This window comes from Methylocapsa palsarum (assembly GCF_900114285.1).
In the GTDB taxonomy this organism is placed as follows: domain Bacteria; phylum Pseudomonadota; class Alphaproteobacteria; order Rhizobiales; family Beijerinckiaceae; genus Methylocapsa; species Methylocapsa palsarum.
The window spans coordinates 56,702-76,189 of record NZ_FOSN01000015.1 but is presented as its reverse complement, the minus strand read 5'-3'; the positions used below and the strand labels follow the sequence as shown (position 1 = coordinate 76,189).

Genomic DNA, 19,488 nt, shown 5'->3' with positions numbered 1-19,488 from the left:
CGCGCCAGGTTCACCATGCATAATGGAGAATCGGGGTGAGGAATGGCGAAGCGCCCGATTATGACCTGCAGTCCCCAAAGGCTCGCAGGCTCTGAAAGGCGCGCGGGTTCCAAAAGCGCATTGGACTTGAGGATATGCTATGATCTCCGCCGCACCCGGAGTCCAAAGTCCTGGCTGGAATCGTGCGCCCAGCGTCCCACGGGAACGTCAAATGAAAAAGCTTCTCGCAGTGCTTTTGTCCATGGTCTTGACGATGGCTTCGATGATGACTTCGACTTTCGCGCACAATACCGCCAACCACCACAATCATCATCATCATCATCATAAACATGGCGTGATGAAAAAATAGAAAGGCGGGCCAGCATGGCGGAACCGCCGCCCGCATTTTGCCCGAAGAAGATGTATCGAATCCGGCTTCACACATGTTGACGCGAGAACGCGCTTCCCTCGATCGCGGCCTTAGACCCGTCGACCGCCCGACCCTGCGCCGGGCGATCCGGTTGGCGCTCGCGATCGCCGCTCTCGCCGCCCTTGCCGCCGGCTGGCGTGTCTGGAGCCATCGCGACGCTGGGGGCGTCGTTGATTTCGAAACGAAGCCGATCGGGCGCGGAATCATCGAACGCGCTGTCTCGGCGACTGGCGCGGTCAAGGCCCTTGTCACCGTCGATGTCGGCTCTCAGCTTTCGGGGCTCATCGCCGAAATGAAGGTCGACTTCAACGATCCGGTGAAGGAGGGCGATCTCCTCGCCGTCATCGACCGCGCGCCTTATGAAGCCAAAGTCGAGTCCGCCGCCGCTAATCTCGCGATGGCGCGCGCCGATGTCGGCCAAAGGGAGGCTGCGATCGCGAAGGCCTCGACCCAGCTGGCGCAATACCGGCGCGACGTGGTTCGGCACGAAACTCTGGCGCCGCGCGGCATTTCATCGCAGGTGCAACGCGATCAGGCGGAGACGCAGAGCGGCGTCGCCACAGCCGACCTCGCCATCGCGCAAGCTCAGCTCGACGCGGCGAAGGCGGCCGTCGCCCAGCGCCAGGCGGAACTAACTACGGCGCAAATCGACCTCGACCGCACGCTGATCCGTTCGCCGATCAACGGCGTCGTCATCGACCGGAAGATGCAGCCTGGTCAGACCCTCACCGCGCAATATCAGACGCCGGTCCTCTTTCAGATCGCGCAAGACCTCGCGCAGATCCAGGTCATGGCGCAGGTCGATGAAGCCGACGTTGGCGTCATTCGGCCCGGTGTGCCGGTGACATTCTCCGTCGAAGCTTTCCCCGATGAGACCTTTACGGGGGAGGTCGAGCAAATCCGGCTCGCCGCTACAAAAATTTCCGGCGTCGTCACCTACACAGTGGTGATCCGCGCCAAAAATCCGGGACAGCGGCTTTTTCCGGAAATGACCGCGACCGTACGCATCGTCGGCGGCCGCCGTGAGAACGCTTTGCTGGCTCCCAACGAAGCGCTGCGGTTCAGGCCTCCCGGCCGGTCGCCGTCGACCGCCCTTGGTCTTGAGAGCGCGAGTCTCTGGGTGCTTGGCGAGGACGGAGTCCTGACGGAGCGGAGCGTGCGGACCGGCCTCAAGGGCGAGGGCGTCACCGAAATCCTTGAAGGCGCGGTCCACGAGGGCGAAGCGGTCGCGATCCGCGCCGGGAAAGGCGCGGCAAGGCCCGCAACGTGAACCTGCCCGGTCCGATTCTCCAGCCGATGATCGAATGCGCGGCGCTTACGCGAACCTATGACCTTGGGGCGGAGCGCGTTCACGCGTTGCGGGATGTGACTTTCACCGTCAACCGCGGCGAGTTCGTCGCCATCATGGGACCTTCCGGCTCCGGAAAATCGACGCTGTTGAACCTGCTCGGCGCGCTTGACCGGCCGACCTCCGGCGACCTTGTCGTAGACGGTCAATCCGTTGCGCGAATGTCGGGCGATGATCTCGCGCGGCTGCGCAACCGCGAGATCGGTTTCGTATTTCAGCAGTTCAATCTGCTGCCGCGAATGAGCGCGCTCGAGAACGTCATGCTGCCGCTGACCTATTCGCCGCTTCGCGGCCTAGACCGACCCGCCATCGCCAGGGCGCGGCTGGAGGAGATCGGTCTTGGCGCGCGGATCCATCATCGCCCGAACCAGCTTTCCGGCGGTCAGCAGCAGCGCGTGGCCATTGCGCGCGCGCTGGCCAACAGCCCCAACATCATCCTCGCCGACGAACCGACCGGCGCGCTCGACACCCACATGACGGCCGAGATCATGGCGCTGTTTTCGCGCCTGCATCAAAAAGGCCTGACCGTGGTCGTTATCACGCATGAGCCCGAAGTTGCGGCCTACGCTGAACGGCTGCTGACGTTCCGCGACGGCGAACTCGTCAAGGACGTCTGTCAAGCCCCAATCGCGGTGAATGGGGCATGAGGCTCATCGATTGTCTGAAAGAGGCGGCGTCGGCGCTGCGCCAGAACAAGTTGCGCAGCGGCCTCACCGCGATCGGAGTCATCATCGGGGTCGCCGGCATCATCGCGATCGGCGCGGCGGAAGAGGGCGGCAACAAAAAGATTGAAGAGCAAATGACGGCGATGGGCGCAGGCGCCCTCATTGTCACGCGCAACAAGGTTGGCAGCGAAGGTCCGCGCGGTCCCGTCGTGGTCCTGGCTGACGAGGACGAGAAAGCGATCAGGGAGCAAGTTCCCGGGATCGAGTTTATCACGAGAGAACTCGACGGAAACGTCACGATCGTCGCGGGGAACGCAAGCTGGACCCCCGAATATTGGGGCGTCGACGCCGCTTACGCCGACGTCTTCGACGTCAGATTGGCGGAAGGGCGCTTTTTCGACGAAGCTGAAGTTCGCTCCGGGGCGAAGGTCATCGTGCTTGGCGCGACCGTCGCCAAGAAGCTCTTCAGCGGCGAGTCTCCGATCGACAAGACCGTGCGCATGGGCGGCGTGCCCATGCGAATCATCGGCGTCCGCACGACGCTTGGATTTGTCGGCGGACAGGATTACGACAACCACGTATTTGTGCCGATCACCACGGCGCGCTCCCGTTTGGCTCATGACGCGGCGGCGAATCCGCATCAGCTCAGTCTGATCGACATGAAGATAGCGCCCTGGGCCGACCGCGACGTCGCGAAGGAGGCCGTTTTGGCGTTGCTGCGCGAGCGCAAACATTCACGCGCGGGAGAGCAGGAAAAGTTCGACGTTTTCGATCCGACGCAATACGTCGAACTGATGAACGCCACGCACGGCACTCTTGGATGGCTGCTCGGGGTGACCGCGCTGATTTTGGTCGCCGTGGGGGGCGTCGGCATCATGAACATCATGTTGGTGTCGGTCGCGGAACGGACCCACGAAATCGGGTTGCGCATCGCGCTCGGCGCCCGCAAGCGCGATATTCTCGCGCAGTTCCTGATCGAGGCGGTCCTGCTTTGCGCCGTGGCGGGCGCTGTGGGGTTCGCGCTTGGCGTCGCCTGCAGCTATGCCGTGGCTCAGGCGGCGGGATGGCCTTTGATCCTGAGCGGACGGACCGTCGCGATGGCGCTTCTGGTTTCGGCCGCGGTGGGAATCCTGTTCGGTTTCCTCCCGGCCCGGCGGGCGGCCAATCTCGATCCGATCGACGCGTTGCGCCGCGAATGACGGCTTCGCCGGGGACGGCGGCCGGCCTCGGCATAGAGTCGAGCGCGAAGTGTTTGGCTTAGGAAAACCAGCGAAGGAGGGCGGCGGCCGTCAAGGCTGTGAGTCCGAGGAGGCTTAGACTGCGCCAGATCGCGACGCCCGGCTCCTTTAATGAGCTTTTGACAAAATACGCCGTCAGCAGGGCGAGCGCGCCGAACGCGCAAATGAGCTTCACGATGAGCGCCGCTCTCGCGATATGGTGGATTTCGGGGAACTCGCCTTCCATGAAATAGCTCACTGCGCCGAAGCCGGCGCCGCTAGCGGTTTGCAGGAGCCAGGCGGCGAAGAGGAGCCAGGCCATTATGGGCAGCGCCGTTGGTTGCGAGCGGCCGAACCATAGGGCGGCGAGGGGCAGGCCAACAATGGCGGCCGCTCCGAAATTATGAAGAATCTGCGCGCCCGCGTAGAGGGCGTTTTCGAGTTCCATGAGCTTTATTGAACCGTAACGTTGATGCAGCTTTCGGCGCCGATCGGCGTATGAGCGTGGTTCACCGGCCGCACGCAAATCTTTCGATCTCCGGGCTTCAGCGGTCCGAGCGTAAATTTCCCCTTGAGCGTGTGCGACATGCTGGTCTCGTCGCCATCGACATACAAATGAACGTGGTCCGCCTTGGTGGACGGCGCCACCTCATATTGCAGCGGATAGGTGTGTTTCGCCTGAAGCGCGGCCCCGTCGGCAGGCGATAAGATCTTGACGAGAGCCTCCTGCGCAGTCGCAGGCACAACAAAAATGCTCAAGAAAAAACCAACCAGTCCCAGTCCCAGGCTACGATTCATTGTCCGTCCTCCCACAAAACGACCCGCATTTCCTTAAACGGCCGGGCGGAGCCGAAGACGACACGATTTTCCCGAGGGCAGTCTGCCCATTATAATGCGCAAGCGCTGAATTTCCATTGAGACGTCGATGCGCGGTTGCGACTTCCAGGTGAGAGCCTGGCGGGTTTGCGGGCTGCCATCCGTTACACCACAACGCGAACCACCGGAGGACGGCGAGCCAAATCGGCTCGCCCGTGACGAGAGCTTCGCAGATGCAAGACTGCTCCGGGACATAAACAAGACTGCTTCGGGACATAAAAATGAAGCGCTCGTTGGGCTGGCGCATCGTCGCCGCCGCATTCCTTGCTACGACGGTCTTTTACGCCCCTTGCGCGCTCGCGCACAAAACGAGCTACGGCCATCTCAAGGCGGATATCTCTGGTAGGGCGATTAAAGGCGAAGTCGAACTTGCGGTCCGCGACTTCGATTTCGCTTTTTTCGACTTCGCCTTTGGTCCGGTCGCCAATGGCGATGGTCAACCCGATTGGAGGCAATTGCGTCGTCATGAGCCGGAAATTGACGCGATCCTTCTCAACAAGCTCTCATTTGGAGCGCCCGGAGCTCCATGCAGCCTCAGTCCGGGGCCAATTTCGGTTGACCTTCGGGGCGGCGAATACTTCCTGAGTCTGCCGTTCTCCGGCGCCTGCGATGCGCCCGGCGAACCGGCGCAGGTCGGCTACGACCTGATGTTCGACGTCGATCCGCAACATCGCGCAATCATCGAAGTCACTCGCAATGGAGAGGCTTTTTCCGGCCTGATTTCCCCTGAGGCGAAAGTTCTTCAATTGAGCGCGGGCGCGACGGCCTTGAGCGCCACAGTGCTCGCCTACGTCCTTCAGGGCGCGCACCACATCTGGATCGGCTACGACCACATCCTGTTCCTGTTCTCGCTCCTGCTGCCCGCCGTGCTCATGCGGATGAAGGACCAATGGCTGCCCGTAAAGGATCTGGCGGACGCGTTCTGGAGCATCGCCAGGATCGTCACCGCGTTCACGCTGGCGCATTCGATCACCTTGTCCGTCGCCGCTTTCGGAATCCTGGAATTGCCGTCGCGGTTCGTCGAATCCGCGATCGCGGCGTCGGTCGTGGTCGCCGCGGTGAACAACATTTACCCGGTGATGACTGACAAGCTCTGGGCCGTGGCGTTTGGGTTCGGGCTGATCCACGGTTTTGGCTTCGCAAGCGTGCTCAACGAATTTGGTTTGCCGCCGGAGCGGAAGTTTGTCTCGCTGATTTCCTTCAACGTCGGCGTCGAACTGGGCCAGCTTGCGATTGTCGCGGCTATCCTCCCCGTCTTGTTTCTTGCGCGGCGCTCGATCGCCTATACGAGGCTCGTAATGCCACTTGGCTCCCTGGCGATCTCGATGATCGCGCTGATCTGGCTGATCGAACGCATGACGGGCGTGGGCGATTTCCTCGGAGGCTAGAGCCGATCTGCGCGCAGGCGAGTCGGCCTCGCAGTCCGTATTGTATCTACATTCTCCGGCCTGTGCGAACCGGGCGAGTTTCGTTCAACGCCGCACTCCCGGGCGGAACGGAGCGACGTGAACCAGCTTAGTGACGGGTTTTATCGGGGTGAATCGTTTCATCCTTGCCCGCGCCAAGACCATAGGGAGGACATTGAGAGCGATGAGTCGAAGACAATGTCTCTTGCGGTTGAGCGCTGTAGTTCTTTGCCTTGGCGGAGCGTTAGGTCCCGCCGTCGCGCACGTTGATGGCTCCCCGTCCGCCGCAGCCCCGCGGTGGAGAGCAGGGGAGTTCGGGGCCGCTCTCGACCTCCGCGATCGGGAACCGTCCGCGACGAAGCCCGCGCCTTTGGGGCGCCGGTTCGCCCACGCGATCATCGTGCGCACGTCTCCGCCACAAGGCGCGGCGGCGCCGAAGACTGTGGGAAAAGTCGAAGTCTGGTATGACGCCGGAATCCGCGACGATTTCGTCGCTTTGGCGGTCATCAACGCGTCGGGGATCAGAGTCGACAAACGCGACGCGGCCATCGACAGCGCGGACCAAAGCCACGTCTCAACGAGCGTCGGGCCGTTGACGCCGGGGGAATACACGGTCCGCTACCGGGCGATCTCCGCCGACGGCCATCAGGTGAGCGGCGCCTTTATGTTCGAGGTGCGCCCTGAATAGGACATCACAACTGCTCATCCTACCGGGAAGGGACCACAAGAGATGAACGTGAACGGGCGGCTGATCTTGATGCTTCTTATGGCGATTGTCGTTCTGATCGGGGGAAACGTGATCGTCTTCCTCTATCCGCGCTGGGAGGCGAGTCAGCCTGCGCGTGAACGCCTCGAGGCTGAAAATCAGGGCTCCTGTCTAAAAGTGAGCGACTTCTATTCGGTGCATCTCACCAGCTTCTTTTACGGAACGTCCGATGACGCCGTATCTTCGAAAGACAAAGATCAGTCGCACGGCCAATATTGTGACAGGATTCCCGGAACCGGCCTTGTCGTCTTCACGGTGGATCTCATGGAGCAGGAGGCGAGGGACCAGGCGGTCGCGCTATCGCTCTCGCGCTACGATTCTCAAGGCCAACTCAAACTTTTGCGGGAATTGCCCGCAAAGATCCATCCTGACGGCGTCCTCACCATGAATGCGGCGGTCCCCGAAAAGGGAAGATATATTCTTAAAGTGGCGTTCGGCGCCGCCAAAACCAAGGACGATATCATCGAGATGCCCATCATGGTTGCCCCCTGACAGGGTTGCGGGATTTGGAAGAAAACAAACAGCGGGCGCCCCTCGCCGCAGCTAGCGCCTGCGCGCGCGGCGCTTTTGCCTCCAGCGGAAAAACCCGCTCAAAGAGAGGATCAACGGCGTGAAACCTGCCGCCATCACAACCGCACGTCCGGCGTTTCCGAAAGCCTCCCCGCAATGGAGGGGGTATTGCCATTCGAGAAATGTCTCACCCGCGGTGAAGGTGTTGCGATCCTGGATGTGGAGAATTGCCCCGCTGTATTGATCGATGGTGACGTTCCTGTTCGTGCTGGCCCGGTTCGGTTCGCTTTCCGACTGCTTTCCGACGACATAGACCCCGCCAGGATTTCCGGGAAGAAGAATCCAGTGGGCTCTGCCGTCGGGAAACACAGCATTGGCTGCTACAAGAGCTGAGTCGAGTCCGATCGGCGCCCGACCGGGAATGAGGGTTGACTTAAAATTCCTTGGCTCCTCCCGAATGGGCGAAAACGTCTCCACAATCGCGCGCGCCTGTGGCTTGAAGATCATGACGATCCCGGTCGCCAGCAGGACGATCAGGACGCCGCCGAGGTAAAGGCCGGTGGTCTTATGCACGTCAAAGGCGACGCGCTCGGGAGTAGCGTTCCATTTGATCGTCAAGGCCTGCCGCCAGGCGCTATTGCGCGGCCACCACAGGTAGAGCCCCGCAAACGACGAAAGAAATATGAAAATCGCAACGACGCCGACGACATAGCCGCGGTCGTAACCGAGCAGCAATGTCCAGTGCAGATCCATGACGATCCGGATGAAAGGTTGCGACAGCAGATTGTCCCCATGCGCGATCAAGCGTCGGCCTGTCGCTTTAGCCGTGTAGGGATCAACAAAAACCTCATAATAGTCGGATGACAGATCGTCGACCGGAACGATATAGGTGACCGCTGCGGCGGCTCCGGGATGGCGCGGCAGTCTGAGCCGCTCGGCGCGCCCGGACTCAGGGGCCGCCGCTTGCGCGGCGGCGAAGATCTCATCCAGCGGCCGATATGAGGCCTGCGTCGGATTCTCTACCCGCATGATTGCCGAATTGAGTCCTTCGTCGATGGTCTGCCAGTAAGCGAGAATGCTTCCGGTGAGGCCGATCACGACAAACACCGCGCCCAGAAAAAGACCGATCAAGCTGTGAAATTGAATCCACAGTTTGCGGCCAAGCGCGAGGCGGGGTGAGGGGCGTGGTGCGAGCCGAATGGCGGCGCGGCCTTCGAGAATGTGTTCGGGCATGCTCGAAGCCCTAAGGAATGGGCCCCAAGCAATGTTCGTTGACAATTTGGCGTCGCGGCGCCGCTGATCGGACTTTCCGCGTCGCCAATCTCACAATTGTCGCGTCTGCGCTAAGTAAAGCCAAAATGACGAGATACAATTGCATCATCGTCCATTTCCTCCCTTTTGCTCTATGATATGCAAGATCGCGTCGATCGCCACTCCCCCGAACGGCGGCGATTGGGGCGCTTTCAGTAGAGCGCAGTTCGGTAGCGAAGTGATTTTAGGACATGTAGCGCTCTAATGAGTAAAACGCGCCAAGTCGGGAAAATGCGACAATTTCCGGGGCGCCCTCAACGAGCTTTGAGTCTCGAAAGGTCTCCCCCGAAGATGCATGGGAAGGGCGCCCAAGTTGACCGTGCGATCAGCCGCGCCGCTCTCCCGCGTCCCAAAACATTAAATTTCCGACGCCGGTCCGCGGCGCAAACTCAATCGGTCCAGGAAGGGATCGACGAAGAAGTGCGAAACCGTGTGATTGGAGCAGGGGACTGCGTCGCATATATGGACGCAGCCCACCGCTATTATGGTCGGCGGATCGTCGCCTCCCGGCGAGAGAATCGCAATCTCGCATTGATGGACCCTGTAGCGCCGGACCAAAGTGATCAGCGACTTTTTGAGCGGCGCCGAAGTTCTTTTAGGGTCTTATCATGCAGCGGGTTTTGCCTGAAGAGTTTCACCCTCCTCGCCGATCTTGCGCAATTCGTTGATTCGCCCGAGAAGCTGGAGCGACAGGCCGAAAACTCCGAGCGAGAACCAGCCGAAAAACACGAAGGTCCAATGTAGCGGAGCCACGAATAATTCTTCCATGATCCAATTACTAATGCCCCATTCATAAAGAGCGACGCTTGGCAATAGCATGACAGGTCCAAAAAAGAGCGCTACAAAGGCGACCGAAAAGCCACGGGAGGCGAAAATCGGAACACGCGTTCGCGCATACATAAAGACGCCGGCGCCCATAATAATGAAAATTGGGTAGCTCAGGTAGAATTGCGCGATGTTCGACGGTGTGAAGGGGCTGTCGGGCGCATTCGCCTGAATGTAAGCGCCCCCCTGCTCGCCGAAGAAACTGAACCCCCAAAAAATCGTGATGCTGTAGACAAACAACCATCCAAGCAAATTAATCATTCGACGAAGTTCTTCCCGCGGCTCAACGGCCTCGATGTTTCGATCGCGCTTTCTCCAGAGATAGGCGACCACGGCGACAAAAGCGATCAGCTCAAGCGGAACAGCCACATAGACGACCGTCAGCCAGTATGTATAGAAAAATGGCGAGTAGAAATCCATTCTCGCCAGCACGCCCTCGCGTGTGCCGAAATATTGCTCGTAGATTCTGAGGGCGATATAAAATGCGCTTAAGGCGGTGCTCGCGATCATCATCGGCCTTAGATCAACAAGTGGGCGCTCCTGACGTTCGCGGTCCTCGTCCGCGCGCGCTTCCTGGACGTTAGCAATCAAAGTCATTTCATGAGCCTTTGCTATGTTGGATCAGATTGAATTCTGGTGTGATACAACGCGTCTCGTCTCTTTGGGGATGCTAATCCCAAAAAGTTCCCTCGAAACGCCTGACGGCTTCTCCGGTAGAGGCGTCGGCGGCGAACATTATCAACTCGCGTCTCAGTTGAGGCGCGATGTATTGGTTGTAACTCCTGGCGCTGTCGAGCGACGCCAAAGCCATGACTGACCGTCAAGCGGAGCAAAGCCTTTCAGGCAGATCCGCATATTGATGAGACGTTCCGCGGCGCATACATCTGTCAACGATGCGGTGCGTCATTGTGGCGCGGAGTTGCGGAGTCGCCCTGGATCGACGAAAGCTGATGCTTTGCGGGGAGGGACGTCAGGGCGGGAGGCGATTGTGCGTCGGCGTGTCAAACTATTTGTTGTCTGGATCTTGATCGCGCTGTGGCCGACGGCCACAAAAGCCTTGTTTCGCGGGCAGGCGATCCTTAATCGCGCCGTTCCTGGCGTAGGAGCGACGGTCGGCCTCCCTCCTGCAGAACTTCTGTTGAGTTTCAATCACGATGTCGCCCCGGCGCTATCGGGCGTGGGTGTCGCCGATAGCAATGGGCGGTCCGTTCCAGCCGGGCAACCGGAACCTGTTGCCGGTCGCGCGTACGAGCTTCGCGTTCGACTTGGCCGCGCCTTGAAGCCTGGCGTTTACACTGTCGATTGGAGCGTCGTGTCGCGCGGCGCGCCCAGTTCAGGCGTCTACCGATTCACGGTTGCGCCCTAACCATCGGCTCTCGCGCTTCTTTGGATCCGCGCCAACGGCGATGAACGTATGTGTGGTATTGTCGCCACATTGAGCCGAGAAGCGAATAGCCCGGATGATTTGCTGACGAGTTCCCTGAGCCTCCGCCGTTTTCCATCCATGTGCCGCCGGACCACGCCACAATGGGGAGGGGAACATGTATTTCCGTGAATTCGCGCGCCAGGCGCGCGCGATTGAGGCGAGCGAAGACAGACAGACAGGTTGCGGGAGCCGTTTGTTCTCGGAGCATCGATTCCAGAGCTTCGTCCCCTCGCGATCTTCGCTTCTTGCGTTCTTCATCGCGGCCCCGATCGCGGCGCTGGCCCAGACTCCGGAGCGTGCGCAATCCACTGCCGGCGCTGGAGCGCTTGAACTTCCGGGCGTCGAGGGAACGGCGGGGGCGCCATCGGCCGCGAGCCTCGCCAATGCCGGCGAGGAAAGCGCGGGCGACACGGCAAGCGCGGGGACCGGCAGAGCCACAGACATGAATGAGGCGGCGAGCGCCTTCAGCGTGACCGGCGCGCAAGTCAATCAAAGGATATTTGCCCGGCCCGCCGAGGCGCTCGAGATCGTGCCGGGACTGGTCGTCACGCAGCACAGCGGTGACGGCAAGGCCAACCAATATTTTCTGCGCGGCTTCAACCTTGATCACGGAACCGACCTCGCCCTGTTCTATGACGGCATGCCGCTCAACATGCGCACCCACGCACATGGCCAAGGCTACGCTGACGCCAATTTCATCATCCCGGAACTCGTCAGCGGCGTGAACATCAAGAAAGGCCCCTATTTCGCCGACGAAGGCGATTTCGCCTCTGTTGGCGCTGTGCATATCAATTTGCGCGACACTTTCGACGGACAATGGGCGCAGGCCACTCTCGGCAGTTTCGATTACCTTCGCTATCTAGGCCTTGGCTCCTTCAAGCTGGGCGACGGCAATCTGCTCTATGCCGGAGAAATCGGCTCTTACGATGGCCCCTGGGTCTACCCCGACAGTTTGAAAAAACTGAACGGGGTCCTGCGTTACAGCCAGGGCGGCGCCGACAACGGGTTTTCATTCACCGCCATGGCCTATGGCAATCATTGGAATTCGACGGATCAGATCCCCGAACGAGCGGCGCAATCGGACGAGATCGGCCTTTACGGATCGCTGAACCCGACCGACGGGGGCGACACTCAGCGCTATTCCCTGTCCGGACGTTTCGCCCAAACCGACGCCAATGGCGCTTTCAAGGCGAATTTTTTTGCGATTCGGAGTGTTCTCAATCTGTGGAACGACTTTACGTTTTTCCTACAGGATCCCGTCAATGGAGATCAGTTTCATCAGCATGAGTCGCGAATCGTGTCCGGCGCCAACGCGTCTTACACCTTCAATAGTCTCCTTGCTGGAATTCCCGCCGAAACGGAATTCGGCGTACAGACGAGATTTGACGACATCAACCTTCTGCTCACCAACACCGCGCAGCGCCAATACCTGTCGACCATCCGGCAGGACGCGGTCAAGGAAGGCAGCATCGGCGTTTACGCCCAGCAGACCCTGCATTGGACCGACTGGTTCAAAATGGTCGTCGGCGTCAGGGGCGATCTCTATTCGGGCTGGAACGACGCGCTGAGCCTCCCCGTCAATTCGGGCAGTCCGGTCGCTTTTGTTCCCGGACCGAAGGCAAGCCTCATTTTTGGTCCGTTCAACAAGACCGAATTCTACATCAACGGAGGTCAGGGCTTTCACAGCAACGATCTTCGCGGCGTCACGATCAAGGTAGAGCCGGCTGATCCGATCAACCGGCTGAACCCCGCGACCTTCCTCACCCCGACGCAGGGGGCGGAAATCGGCCTCAGGAGCAGAGTGATAGACGGTCTCAACACGTCCCTTGCTTTGTTCATGCTGGACGCGGCCTCCGAGAATATCTTCTCGGGCGACGCGGGAGACACCGAGCCTAGCCGGCCGACGCGCCGCATCGGACTCGAATGGACGAATGATTATCGTCCCTTCTCCTGGCTGGATTTCGAAGGCGATATCGCCGTCACGCGCTCCCGTTTTCTCGGCTACGACTGGGCGCAGGCGGACACCTACAATTCCCTCGCCGGCTATCCCGAGGCTCAGATCGGCAATGCGCCGGGTAATTTCATTCCGGGGGCGCCGAACGTCGTTGGAACCATCGGTCTTCAGCTCGGCGAAAAGACGGGCTGGTTCGGCGGCCTTCAATATCGTTATCTTGGCGCGCGGCCGCTGACAGAGGACAACGCGTTCCGTTCGCCTGCGACTGGCCTGCTCAACGCCCGGGTCGGATATAATTTTGACAACGGCTGGCGGATTCAACTCGACGCCTTCAACATCACCAACAGCCGGTCGGATCAAATCACCTACGCCTATGGCTCGTTGCTGAAGTCGGACAATCTCTACGCCGCCTGCAACGCCGCGGGATCCACGGTTCCGGCCGCCGTTTGCCAGAATGGCGTAATGGACCGGGTCTTCCATCCCGTCGAGCCCCTGGCGTTCAGGTTGACCATCGCCGGCAGGTTCTGAACATGCGGGCGTCGCCGTGACGAGCTGCGCTGAAGCGTCGCCGCCGCGAGCGGGCGTTCTTTGCCGCGCTGCAAAATCCTGATATTGCTTCGCGCCCACGGCGGGTTGGCCGCCGATCCGGCGGATAGGCCATCTGGCCGTCCTGGGGATAGGCCATCGGGCCGTCCTGGGGATGACGGCGCAAAACTCGGGACTTCGCCCATGTTCACCAAAATGAGCATCCTGCTTCTGCTCGCGGCCTTGACCGCGCTCGTCTACTTTGCCGCGGGTCGGTCACGGAAACTCATTGCGTTCGACACCCAGGCCATTGCTTTTTTTGTGGTGTTCGCCGTCGTGGCGGCAATCTATGTCTACTGGAAATCGCGGCCTGCCTGACGGGTCAGATTGATCCTCCCCTTTGCGTTCGCATCAGCGAATCGCCTTCAGCGCGTCTGCCGATGCGTCAAGGGTGTCCGACTGTTCGCGTTCCTCCCGGTCTGAAGCCTGTCCGCCGTCGCCATGTCAGCGCAGTGAAATTTTCCTTTCGCGCACTCCCGGCGGCGGATACAATACGCTCGTCCGATTCAGCGAAAATCTTCGTCGGCTTTGATGCCGCCGCGAGAATTTCCGCACCGCACCAGAGCGCTTTCCGATCGCATGAAGTCATGCGATCGATCAGAAATCGCTCCAGATTTAAAGGCTTGAGCATATACTTGTCGATTGGACTGATTCAATCCGATCGGACTATGCTCTAGTTGACAACGGCGTTCATGGCGCCTTCCAGTTCGCGCTTGTCCGCCGCCGTAGCTTACTTAAAGAATTTAACGCCATTTCCTATAATTAATGACCTGCTGGAAATTAAAGACCTGCTGGAAATTAAAGACGATCGGAGTTCAGCGCCATTCCCTCCTTGGCCCTTAAGTTCAGCTTCCGTCGTCCGGCTCTGGAGGAGTCGGCTATAGGGATGACCTTGAAGGCGTCATCCGCTCTCGTTCCGCGCCTTAGTTCAGAAACGGATTTCAGATGAACCAAGATAATCTCGGTCAAAAGGAAGAGGGGGGGCTCCAGAACAACCGCCTCGCCCGCCTGGCCCTCAAGGAACTACCGTATATCGGGGCGCTCTTTTTGACCATCCTGGGCGTCGCCTATACGAGCGTGTCGCGTCAGCCCCTGACCACCTATTGGGAATTCCTCGCTGTTTTCATGGCCATCGTGTGCGTGACGACAGGGTGGCTGCATGTTCAAAACCAGGAAGCGCGGATGCGAATGCTGTGGACGCAGGCGTTTCACTGGGTGGCGTTTCTCGTCGCCATGAACATCGTGCTCCTCCCGAGCGTTCAGGCGATGCTGACCGCGCCCGCCACCGGCTTGACGCTGCTCATGCTCCTCGCCCTCGGAACCTTCGTCGCGGGCGTTCATATCGCCTGGCAGATCTGTGTCCTTGGAATCATCATGGCGATTGCGGTGCCGGTGATCGCCTGGCTCACCCAATCTGTGCTGTTCCTGCTGCTGGCGTTCGCCGGCATTATCGGTATCGTGATCATTTTCCGGTCTCCGCGGGGGGAACCGAAAGTTTCGTCGGCGAGAGTTGAGAACAGCTAGAGATCGCCCTCATTGCAGAGGGATCGCTGGGCAGAGGGATCGCTGGCGCTTCGCCTGTTCATTTTACTATTCGGAAGGACCAACATCGCGATGATCGAACCTGTCAACGCCAATTATGAGTTTGATCCTCCAGAGCACGCCAAACATTTCTGGCTGCGGCAAATTCCATATCTCGCCGCGTTTCTGTTCACTCTTATCGGGGTAGGGTACACCAGCGTCGCTCGCCAGCCCCTTACCGGATACTGGGAGTTCATGGCGATGTTCATGTGCGCCGTCTGCGTCAATGCGGGCTGGACGCGCGCGCACAAAAAAGACGCCGTGGGTCAATTGGTCTGGACGCAAGTCGTCCATTGGGGCGTTTTTCTCGTCGCGATGAATCTGGTCCTCCTGCCCAGCGTCCAGAAAATGACGGATGCGGACACGATCGGATTGATGATGTTGCTGCTCCTGGCGCTCGCGACGTTCATTTCCGGGATCCATCTTCTGTCCTGGCAGATCTGCGTGCTCGGTGTCTTAATGGCTCTTGGCGTTCCAGGCATCGCATGGCTGGAGAACTCGGCGCTCCTTCTTGTCTTTGGCGCCGTCTCCCTGGCGGGGTTCGCCGGGTTCATCTGGTGGCGCTCGAGACGCCACGAAGCATAGACCGCGGCTTTCATCCCTTCCGGGCTGACGCCTTTGCGGCATGTTCGGGAAACGCCTTCGCGAGAGAGTCCCGGCTGGCGGCGATGACGCCGCGTTCGGTGATGAGTCCCGTCACGAGATGGGCGGGGGTCACGTCGAACGCCGGATTCAGCGCGTTGCTGCCCTCGGGAGCAACGCGGACGTTCTCGACATGCCCTGCTTCGGCTAGCCCGGCGATGTGAGTGACTTCGTTCTGTGAGCGAATTTCGATCGGAATTTCGGCGAGTCCGTCGGCGATCGCGAAATCGATCGAGGGCGACGGCGCGGCGACGTAAAACGGCACCCCGTTGTCCTTCGCCGCAAGCGCTTTCAGGTAGGTGCCGATCTTGTTGCAGACGTCCCCGGAAGCGGTCGTCCGGTCGGTCCCGACGATCACAAGATCGACCTCGCCGCGCTGCATCAGGTGGCCGCCCGCGTTGTCGACGATGATCGTGTGCGGCACGCCTTGCTTTCCAAGTTCCCAGGCGGTGAGCGAAGCGCCCTGATTGCGGGGACGGGTTTCATCCACCCAGACGTGGAGAGGAACGCCCGCCTCGAAGGCTTTGTAGATCGGCGCGGTCGCCGTTCCCCAGTCCACGGTCGCCAGCCAGCCGGCGTTGCAATGGGTGAGAATTTGAACCGGCCCCGATCCCTTGCGGGCGGCGGCGGCCTCGATGAGCGGGCGCCCGAATTCGCCGATCGCCGCGCAAAGGGCGACATCGGCCTCGGCGATCGCCTCAGCCAGGGCGAAGGCCGCGTCCGCGCGAGAGGGCGCCGCCAAAGGCTCAAGCGCTTCGCGCATGGCGTTCAACGCCCATTGCAAATTGACCGCGGTGGGGCGCGTCGCCCGCAGGAGGGCGCAAGCGTCATCGAGATGGGCGTTCGACGGGTCGGCGGCCATGGCGAGCGCGACGCCATAGGCCGCGGTCACGCCGATCAGCGGCGCGCCGCGCACCTGCATGTCCTTGATGGCGCGGGCCGCCCCGCGCACATCCCGGATCGTGATTGTCTCGAATCGATGCGGCAGGCGGGTCTGGTCGATAATCTCGACGCTTGTCCTGTCCGGCCCAAGCCAGATCGTCCGGTGCGACTTGCCTTCGACGCGCATTGGTCCGCTTCGTCCGTCCGCTGAATTCGTTAAAGGGAGGAAAACTAGAGCGCTTTCCGATCGCATGAAGTCATGCGATCGAACAGAAATCGCCCAAGAGTCAAAGATTTGAGCATATTCTTGTCGATTGGATTGATTCAATCCAATCGGAATATGCTCTAATTGCAATTGCTGCAGATGCTGCGCTCGACCTTGTCGTCTTTCTTTTCGATCCGTCGGTCGAGTCCCGTCGTGCCCGAGCCTTGAGGGAGGCCGGGATGCGGAACTGTTTTCCCCGTCGCCGTCAGATTGCGTTCGTTGATGAGGCGATCCGCCTTCGGCTCGGGTCCTGGGCCAAAGGGATCCGGAGAGCCTCCCTGAGCCAGCGCCGCCGGGATTACGGTCCAGACCGCTAGAGCGAGCGAGATCGGTAGAGGCTTGAGCATGTTCGTCTCCGCTGCTCCCAAGAAATTGAAGATGTTTTAGCGCCTTTTGTCCACCGGGGGGCCCGGCGTTAACGCGGAATTAGGACGGACGGCCGACCGTCGGGCGAAATCATTAACCTTATCCCGGAGAATGGATATGGCTCGCTTCGAAGGCAATGCCGATCCGGACGCCTACGCGAAAAACGCCGGCCCCTCCAGGTCCTTGTCCGCGCCTGGCGGCGCGCCGGACGCCCGATCGCGCAGGGCCGCGAACCGGGCGGCCGACCTCGCGCTCGCGCCCTTACTGGGGGCCGCGGGCGGCGGAGAGCGCGCGAGGCTGAAATCGTTTCTCGCCTATGGCTCGACTGTTATCATCGCAACATGTCTGCTCGGCTTTGGCTGGGCCGCAGGGTCGCATCTCTTCGGCCCCGGCGGCGCCTTCGCCGCGAAGCCGTCGTTGAGGGCCGCGGCCTCGCAAGACAGCCTCGAGCGGGCCGAACTCGTGCGCTCGTCGCGGAAAATGGCCGACGATCTTCGTCTGCTCCGAACCGATGTCGAATCGCTGCGCGTCGCGCTCTCGCAAAACATGGCGGCGAACGCCCAGCGCACGGTGGAAAAAAGCCTCGACGGGTTGAAGACCAAGCTCGACGCGGCGAAGACCGAAACGAGCGCGGCCATCGCCGATCTCGCGGGCAAGGTCGACCATCTGCAGCACGAACCGGCTGTGAAGCTCGGCGAGGTGACGGAACGGCTCGATCGTCTCGAACGCCAGACCGCCGCGCTGCTCGTCACGGCGTCGATCCCCCCGGCCCCGGCCAAGGCGGCGCCGGCCCCATCTCTCGAGGACCAGACTGAAGCCAGGGCGCTGCAGGCCAGATCGCAGACCAAGCTGCAATCCAAGCCGCAAGCCGCATCGCCGGCCGCAAAAAGGGAGCCTGCTCTCATCACAAGCTGGGTCGTGCGTGACGCCTATGACGGGCTGGCGCTGGTTGAGAACGCGCGCGGCTCTATCGAGGTCGCTCCCGGCGAAACCATCCCCGGCGCGGGAACGGTGAAGGCCATCGAGAGGCGCGGCGCCGGCTGGATCGTCATCACCAGCCGCGGCCTCATCGATTCCGCGCATGACTCGATGTTTCCGTGAGGGTTTATTCCAGCATTGCTAACCGTCCCGGATCGATCTTCGGCAGAAAAAACGCCAGCAGCCCGATCGCCGGCAGGAATGCGCTGAGCTGAAAGACAAACCCGACGCTGGTCAGATCCGAGAGGCGGCCGAGGACCGCCGCGCCGAGTCCGCCCATGCCGAAGGCGAATCCGTAAAACAGCCCGGCGATGGCGCCGACCTTTCCGGGCAGCAGCTCCTGCGCGTAAACGATGATCGCGGGGAACGCCGACGACAGGATCGCCCCCGCCGCGACGCTGAGGACGCCGGTGAAAAACAGGTTGGCGTAGGGCAGGGCGAGCGTGACGGGCAAGACGCCGAGGATCGATCCGAGGATGACGTTCCGGCGTCCGATCCGGTCGCCGATCGGGCCGCCCGCGATCGTGCCGAGCGTCGCCGAAGCAAAAAACAGAAAAAGAAAAATCTGCGCCGTCGGAACAGGCAAATGGAATTTATCGATGAGATAGAAAGTGTAATAGTTGCTCATTGTCGCGAGATAAAAATATTTCGAGAAAATGAGCGCAAGCAGAACGACGATGGAGGCCGTCACTTTTGCGCGCGGCAGCGCCAGGGCCATGCGCGCCGGCCGCCGGTTTATTTTCGCGGCCGCGATCCGCCCCGTGTGCCAGCGTCCGATGAGAATAAGGATCATGATGCCGCACATCGGCAGCAGGGCGAGCCAGCCGAGGCTTTTTTGTCCGAAAGGCGAAACGATCAGGGCGGCCGCGAGCGGGCCCATCGCCGCGCCGGCGTTGCCTCCGACCTGAAAAACGGACTGCGCCAGACCATGCTGCCCGCCGGAGGCGAGACGGGCGAGGCGCGAGGCTTCCGGGTGAAACACCGACGATCCGACCCCGATGAGCGAGGCGGCGATCACGAGCGAGGCGAAATTCGGAGCGACGGACAGCAAAAGCAGGCCAGCCAGGGTAAAGGCCATTCCCGCCGGGAGCGCATAGGGCATGGCCCTGCGGTCGGTATAAAGACCGACGAAGGGCTGGAGCAGCGACGCCGTCAGTTGGAACGCCAGCGTGATCAGCCCGATCTGGCCGAAATCCAGTGAAAAGGACGTCCGCAGCAGCGGATAGATCGCCGCGACCATGGATTGGACCAGGTCGTTGATCCCGTGCGACAGGCTCAGCGCCAGCAGGACGGCGACGCGGGTCTTGTCGTCCGCGTTCTGGCCCGCGCGCGGATAATTGATCTGGTCCATGTGATCCGGGGTTTTGGGAAAGATCTGTGATTGAATCACAAAAGAATGTCCCGGCACGCCGCCAGTTTCAATGGCAAACCTTGGCGGGCGCGGCGTTTGCGCGCGAATCCGTCCATTGCGCCGTA

General features: G+C 60.8%; 20 protein-coding genes. 13 read left to right on the top strand and 7 right to left on the bottom strand.

Going from position 1 to position 19,488, the window contains the following annotated elements; genetic code table 11:
- The first annotated feature begins 211 nt into the window (after positions 1–211).
- The 4 genes from BM177_RS20120 to BM177_RS15155 all read left to right on the top strand — a co-directional run bounded on the left by BM177_RS20120 (position 212) and on the right by BM177_RS15155 (position 3,621).
- The gene (locus BM177_RS20120; protein ID WP_175492634.1) at positions 212–349 is read left to right on the top strand and encodes a hypothetical protein; all 138 of its coding nucleotides are present in this window, start codon (positions 212–214) and stop codon (positions 347–349) included.
- Positions 350–422: 73 nt separating this feature from the next.
- Positions 423–1,679, top strand: coding sequence for an efflux RND transporter periplasmic adaptor subunit (locus tag BM177_RS15165; protein ID WP_091685187.1), 1,257 nt, complete (start codon positions 423–425; stop codon positions 1,677–1,679).
- Complete coding sequence (locus BM177_RS15160; protein WP_244532370.1) at positions 1,676–2,404, top strand: ABC transporter ATP-binding protein; 729 nt, start codon at positions 1,676–1,678, stop codon at positions 2,402–2,404. Before BM177_RS15165 ends, BM177_RS15160 begins: the two co-directional genes overlap by 4 nt.
- Positions 2,401–3,621, top strand: coding sequence for an ABC transporter permease (locus BM177_RS15155; RefSeq protein WP_091685185.1), 1,221 nt, complete (start codon positions 2,401–2,403; stop codon positions 3,619–3,621). Before BM177_RS15160 ends, BM177_RS15155 begins: the two co-directional genes overlap by 4 nt.
- A 58-nt stretch (positions 3,622–3,679) precedes the next feature.
- Here BM177_RS15155 and BM177_RS15150 read toward each other — a convergent pair whose 3' ends face one another.
- Both BM177_RS15150 and BM177_RS15145 read right to left on the bottom strand, forming a co-directional pair.
- Positions 3,680–4,087, bottom strand: a complete 408-nt coding sequence (locus BM177_RS15150; RefSeq protein WP_091685183.1) for a hypothetical protein — start codon at positions 4,085–4,087, stop codon at positions 3,680–3,682.
- A 5-nt stretch (positions 4,088–4,092) separates the two neighbouring features.
- Positions 4,093–4,437 (bottom strand): hypothetical protein, encoded by a 345-nt coding sequence (locus tag BM177_RS15145; RefSeq protein WP_091685181.1) that lies wholly within the window; start codon positions 4,435–4,437, stop codon positions 4,093–4,095.
- Between the two features lie 299 nt (positions 4,438–4,736).
- Here BM177_RS15145 and BM177_RS15140 point away from each other — a divergent pair, with 299 nt between their 5' ends.
- The 3 genes from BM177_RS15140 to BM177_RS15130 all read left to right on the top strand — a co-directional run bounded on the left by BM177_RS15140 (position 4,737) and on the right by BM177_RS15130 (position 7,179).
- On the top strand, positions 4,737–5,903 hold the full coding sequence (locus BM177_RS15140) for a HupE/UreJ family protein (protein WP_091685179.1): 1,167 nt from the start codon (positions 4,737–4,739) through the stop codon (positions 5,901–5,903).
- Between the two features lie 388 nt (positions 5,904–6,291).
- Complete coding sequence (locus tag BM177_RS20735) at positions 6,292–6,609, top strand: copper resistance CopC family protein (protein WP_244532369.1); 318 nt, start codon at positions 6,292–6,294, stop codon at positions 6,607–6,609.
- Positions 6,610–6,651: 42 nt separating this feature from the next.
- Positions 6,652–7,179: a hypothetical protein gene (locus tag BM177_RS15130; RefSeq protein WP_091685174.1), complete on the top strand. Its 528-nt coding sequence runs from the start codon at positions 6,652–6,654 to the stop codon at positions 7,177–7,179.
- 51 nt (positions 7,180–7,230) lie between these two features.
- Here the strand turns inward: BM177_RS15130 and BM177_RS15125 are convergent, their stop codons facing one another.
- Together BM177_RS15125 and BM177_RS15120 are read right to left on the bottom strand one after the other, a co-directional pair.
- Entirely contained in the window at positions 7,231–8,430 is a 1,200-nt protein-coding gene (locus tag BM177_RS15125; protein WP_091685172.1) for a PepSY-associated TM helix domain-containing protein, read from the bottom strand.
- 684 nt (positions 8,431–9,114) lie between these two features.
- Complete coding sequence (locus BM177_RS15120) at positions 9,115–9,930, bottom strand: methane monooxygenase/ammonia monooxygenase subunit C (protein ID WP_091685169.1); 816 nt, start codon at positions 9,928–9,930, stop codon at positions 9,115–9,117.
- Positions 9,931–10,192: 262 nt separating this feature from the next.
- Here BM177_RS15120 and BM177_RS21170 point away from each other — a divergent pair, with 262 nt between their 5' ends.
- From BM177_RS21170 to BM177_RS15100, 5 genes are all read left to right on the top strand, one after another.
- Positions 10,193–10,699: a copper resistance CopC family protein gene (locus BM177_RS21170; protein ID WP_091685166.1), complete on the top strand. Its 507-nt coding sequence runs from the start codon at positions 10,193–10,195 to the stop codon at positions 10,697–10,699.
- Positions 10,700–10,874: 175 nt separating this feature from the next.
- Complete coding sequence (locus BM177_RS15110) at positions 10,875–13,241, top strand: TonB-dependent receptor (RefSeq protein ID WP_091685164.1); 2,367 nt, start codon at positions 10,875–10,877, stop codon at positions 13,239–13,241.
- A gap of 201 nt (positions 13,242–13,442) precedes the next feature.
- Positions 13,443–13,616, top strand: a complete 174-nt coding sequence (locus BM177_RS20115; RefSeq protein ID WP_175492632.1) for a hypothetical protein — start codon at positions 13,443–13,445, stop codon at positions 13,614–13,616.
- A 627-nt stretch (positions 13,617–14,243) separates the two neighbouring features.
- Complete coding sequence (locus BM177_RS15105; RefSeq protein WP_091685162.1) at positions 14,244–14,822, top strand: hypothetical protein; 579 nt, start codon at positions 14,244–14,246, stop codon at positions 14,820–14,822.
- A 90-nt stretch (positions 14,823–14,912) separates the two neighbouring features.
- Complete coding sequence (locus BM177_RS15100) at positions 14,913–15,464, top strand: hypothetical protein (RefSeq protein WP_091685228.1); 552 nt, start codon at positions 14,913–14,915, stop codon at positions 15,462–15,464.
- Positions 15,465–15,474: 10 nt separating this feature from the next.
- Here the strand turns inward: BM177_RS15100 and mtnA are convergent, their stop codons facing one another.
- On the bottom strand, positions 15,475–16,590 hold the full coding sequence (gene mtnA, locus BM177_RS15095) for an S-methyl-5-thioribose-1-phosphate isomerase (RefSeq protein ID WP_091685160.1): 1,116 nt from the start codon (positions 16,588–16,590) through the stop codon (positions 15,475–15,477).
- A gap of 158 nt (positions 16,591–16,748) precedes the next feature.
- Positions 16,749–17,015, bottom strand: coding sequence for a hypothetical protein (locus BM177_RS15090; RefSeq protein WP_091685158.1), 267 nt, complete (start codon positions 17,013–17,015; stop codon positions 16,749–16,751).
- A gap of 136 nt (positions 17,016–17,151) precedes the next feature.
- On the opposite strand from BM177_RS15090, the gene BM177_RS15085 reads away from it, so the two are divergent.
- Positions 17,152–18,135, top strand: coding sequence for a hypothetical protein (locus BM177_RS15085; RefSeq protein WP_139223651.1), 984 nt, complete (start codon positions 17,152–17,154; stop codon positions 18,133–18,135).
- A 4-nt stretch (positions 18,136–18,139) separates the two neighbouring features.
- Here the strand turns inward: BM177_RS15085 and BM177_RS15080 are convergent, their stop codons facing one another.
- Positions 18,140–19,402, bottom strand: a complete 1,263-nt coding sequence (locus BM177_RS15080; RefSeq protein WP_342028924.1) for an MFS transporter — start codon at positions 19,400–19,402, stop codon at positions 18,140–18,142.
- Positions 19,403–19,488: the final 86 nt, after the last annotated feature.

Bases quoted from the DNA above. Each gene is read 5' to 3' on its own strand.
- BM177_RS15120 (WP_091685169.1), bottom strand. From the start codon at position 9,930: ATGACTTTGATTGCTAACGTCCAGGAAGCGCGCGCGGACGAGGACCGC.
- BM177_RS15145 (WP_091685181.1), bottom strand. From the start codon at position 4,437: ATGAATCGTAGCCTGGGACTGGGACTGGTTGGTTTTTTCTTGAGCATT.
- BM177_RS15150 (WP_091685183.1), bottom strand. From the start codon at position 4,087: ATGGAACTCGAAAACGCCCTCTACGCGGGCGCGCAGATTCTTCATAAT.
- BM177_RS15105 (WP_091685162.1), top strand. From the start codon at position 14,244: ATGAACCAAGATAATCTCGGTCAAAAGGAAGAGGGGGGGCTCCAGAAC.
- BM177_RS20120 (WP_175492634.1), top strand. From the start codon at position 212: ATGAAAAAGCTTCTCGCAGTGCTTTTGTCCATGGTCTTGACGATGGCT.
- BM177_RS15130 (WP_091685174.1), top strand. From the start codon at position 6,652: ATGAACGTGAACGGGCGGCTGATCTTGATGCTTCTTATGGCGATTGTC.
- BM177_RS21170 (WP_091685166.1), top strand. From the start codon at position 10,193: ATGAGACGTTCCGCGGCGCATACATCTGTCAACGATGCGGTGCGTCAT.
- BM177_RS15165 (WP_091685187.1), top strand. From the start codon at position 423: ATGTTGACGCGAGAACGCGCTTCCCTCGATCGCGGCCTTAGACCCGTC.
- BM177_RS15125 (WP_091685172.1), bottom strand. From the start codon at position 8,430: ATGCCCGAACACATTCTCGAAGGCCGCGCCGCCATTCGGCTCGCACCA.
- BM177_RS15110 (WP_091685164.1), top strand. From the start codon at position 10,875: ATGTATTTCCGTGAATTCGCGCGCCAGGCGCGCGCGATTGAGGCGAGC.
- BM177_RS15140 (WP_091685179.1), top strand. From the start codon at position 4,737: ATGAAGCGCTCGTTGGGCTGGCGCATCGTCGCCGCCGCATTCCTTGCT.
- BM177_RS15100 (WP_091685228.1), top strand. From the start codon at position 14,913: ATGATCGAACCTGTCAACGCCAATTATGAGTTTGATCCTCCAGAGCAC.
- mtnA (WP_091685160.1), bottom strand. From the start codon at position 16,590: ATGCGCGTCGAAGGCAAGTCGCACCGGACGATCTGGCTTGGGCCGGAC.
- BM177_RS15090 (WP_091685158.1), bottom strand. From the start codon at position 17,015: ATGCTCAAGCCTCTACCGATCTCGCTCGCTCTAGCGGTCTGGACCGTA.
- BM177_RS15085 (WP_139223651.1), top strand. From the start codon at position 17,152: ATGGCTCGCTTCGAAGGCAATGCCGATCCGGACGCCTACGCGAAAAAC.
- BM177_RS20115 (WP_175492632.1), top strand. From the start codon at position 13,443: ATGTTCACCAAAATGAGCATCCTGCTTCTGCTCGCGGCCTTGACCGCG.
- BM177_RS15155 (WP_091685185.1), top strand. From the start codon at position 2,401: ATGAGGCTCATCGATTGTCTGAAAGAGGCGGCGTCGGCGCTGCGCCAG.